Below are 2,298 nucleotides of genomic sequence, written 5' to 3'. Positions count from 1 at the left end.
GCTGCGTCAGTTGCTTGCGCCACCGTACATCCTCTCTCTATGTTTCTAAGGGTGCTTGCCGCTCAACTCTTGATTTTGCTGTTGGTCTCTTGATTATTGCATTTTAAAGATGTTATTTCTCTACACTCTCTACTCCCTCATTCTAAAAGGATTTATTACAAACGGTTATATTCCCCATTATTGGGGGAAATTTATGCTGAAATGATGGGTTCCGTATCGCTCGGCATTCGCCAGTCATCACAGGGACTAATATCACTCCGTGATGCGTATGAGCCCAAAGTTGTTATAGGAGTTCTTTACACTTGGCAAGCAAACACCTTTTTGAGAGCAGAAAACGAAATGTCTATTATTGATTACGACTAAATATTGACGATATTAATGCGATGATTAATCATCGTATTATCAAATATGTTCAGTTTTTTTGTTTTTGAAGGCATTTTCTCTATTTTATAAGCTCGTTTATGGAAAGATTTGACATTTATCAAATAAATGGGCATAATCTTCATTTTTTGCCATTGTTTTGATTCTCTTCATTTCCTTTTACCATATCTTTGCATCGTAAAACAAGAGATAATAAAAGAGTAAGGTAAAAAGGTATAATGATATTAAAAAGATGTGTAAAGGCGTGTTTTGCTATAATTAGAAAAGGATGATTGCCTATGTAAAAGCAAAATAACATCTTTAAGCAGTGGAGATTATTAACCAAAATTTTCAATAGGAAGAACAAAAAATTAGAAGTATGAAAAAGATTGTAGATTTTATGAAGGCTGTATTTGCAGGTCATTCTGCGGACTTGAATACTACTAATAATTGTAGTAAAATAAACTTTTGGTGCCCAACGGGTATGAATCCTATAAAAAAACAAAACGATTAATTCAGAAGGATAACGATTTAACAACAAACATAGGCAATCATCAATAGGTATTAACTTTCTCTTTTGTCAAAAAGAGAGCAAATATATTTAGGTATGAAAAGATTTTTTGTATCCGTATTTGCGGTTTTAAGTTTGTCAACCGTATGTTTCTCACAGAAGAAATTGGAAATCACTGATTGGAATCTGAAAATGCATCTTCCTGAATTGGCCCGATACTTAGAGTTGAATTCCAATCAATACGATAATGTAGTCAATGCTATTGACTTCTTTGCTGACAAAATGAATAGCGCCAAGTATTCTAAGGGTGAACGACAGGTCAAATACTTGAATGAAGCCGTATATGGCAGTTTGAAACTGATGAAAAGTACATTAAGTGAAGCTCAATACAAAAAGTATTTGCGTATATTGAATAGTCAAGTGCGAGACAAAGGATTGAATCCTTATATAAAGAGTACCTCTGATTTCTTGGCACAGAACAAAACTATAGCTTACTGAACTTTGGTTCTGAATTTTAAACAAGGAGGGTATAAACATACCCTCCTTGTTTGGTTTATGTCATCGATGAACGGACTCTGCTCAATGTTTCTAGGGACATTTGAAGATAAGAAGCGATGTACGTGAGAGGTGCTCTCTTGACGATTTCCGGGAAGAGTTGCATCAGTCTTGAATATCTTTCCTTTGCCGATTCGAAGCGGAGCATATCCGCTTTCACCTGTGAAAGTATCAGGGAATCCTCGAAAAAACGTCTGTACAGATAGGCTATGTCGCAATTCTTATCCGATATGTCTTCCATCAAGTCACGTGGAATTTCCCACACCACACTCGGTTCCAGCGCTTCCATCAGCAAGTGTGTGGGTGTCTGATGAAAATAGCTTTCAATGCACCAGACAACGCCGTTTCCTTCGTATGAAAGATGCTCCGTCACATCTTTTCCGTGCTTGACGTAATACTGTCGTAGCAATCCTTGTTCGATATATAACAAGTTATTGCATACTTCACCTTCACCCAAAATAATATCCCCTTTGTGATATTTCTTGCATTGAATGATATTGGCAAACAAACGTATGTTTTCCAATTGCAATTTCCGATGAGGACAAGTTTCCTCAACAATCTGTTTGGCTATTTCAAATTGATGGCTCATAGATTAAGACGCATTTTGAAATGATTGAATTATTTAGGAAGTATTGTCAGTTGTTTATTGTACACGACCTTGAATGAAATTATAATTTTCGACTGAGACAATCCGAGAGGTTTTAACTTCGTTTGAATCAATGCTAGCAAATGCTCGTTGTTCCTTGCATAAATTTTTACAAACAAGTCATAAGCTTCATTCGTGCAATGAACCTCGACAATTTCAGGAATGGACTTTAAGGCTTCGATAACACTCTCAAAACGAGAATCATCTTTAAGCGTAAGCCCAATAT

3 protein-coding genes are annotated in these 2,298 nt (G+C 36.0%); 1 reads left to right on the top strand and 2 read right to left on the bottom strand.

The genetic code is table 11. The features are described 5' to 3' along the window. The first annotated feature begins 967 nt into the window (after positions 1–967). Positions 968–1,369 carry a hypothetical protein gene (locus tag UIB65_RS09245; RefSeq protein WP_330041111.1) on the top strand — a complete coding sequence of 134 codons (402 nt, stop codon included), beginning with the start codon at positions 968–970 and terminating at the stop codon, positions 1,367–1,369. 55 nt (positions 1,370–1,424) lie between these two features. On the opposite strand, the gene UIB65_RS09240 is transcribed toward UIB65_RS09245, so the two are convergent. Beyond that, on the bottom strand, positions 1,425–2,015 hold the full coding sequence (locus UIB65_RS09240; RefSeq protein ID WP_330041109.1) for a Crp/Fnr family transcriptional regulator: 591 nt from the start codon (positions 2,013–2,015) through the stop codon (positions 1,425–1,427). Between the two features lie 29 nt (positions 2,016–2,044). Then, a partial coding sequence (locus tag UIB65_RS09235; RefSeq protein WP_330041108.1) for an Lrp/AsnC ligand binding domain-containing protein occupies positions 2,045–2,298 on the bottom strand: 254 nt, incomplete at its 5' end.

It is taken from the genome of Methanobrevibacter sp. (assembly GCF_036307625.1).
GTDB lineage: Archaea > Methanobacteriota > Methanobacteria > Methanobacteriales > Methanobacteriaceae > Methanocatella.
This window is presented reverse-complemented; position numbering and strand designations above follow the sequence as displayed.

Excerpts from the sequence above, each read along its gene's own strand:
- UIB65_RS09245 (WP_330041111.1), top strand. The coding sequence starts at position 968 with ATGAAAAGATTTTTTGTATCCGTATTTGCGGTTTTAAGTTTGTCAACC.
- UIB65_RS09240 (WP_330041109.1), bottom strand. The coding sequence starts at position 2,015 with ATGAGCCATCAATTTGAAATAGCCAAACAGATTGTTGAGGAAACTTGT.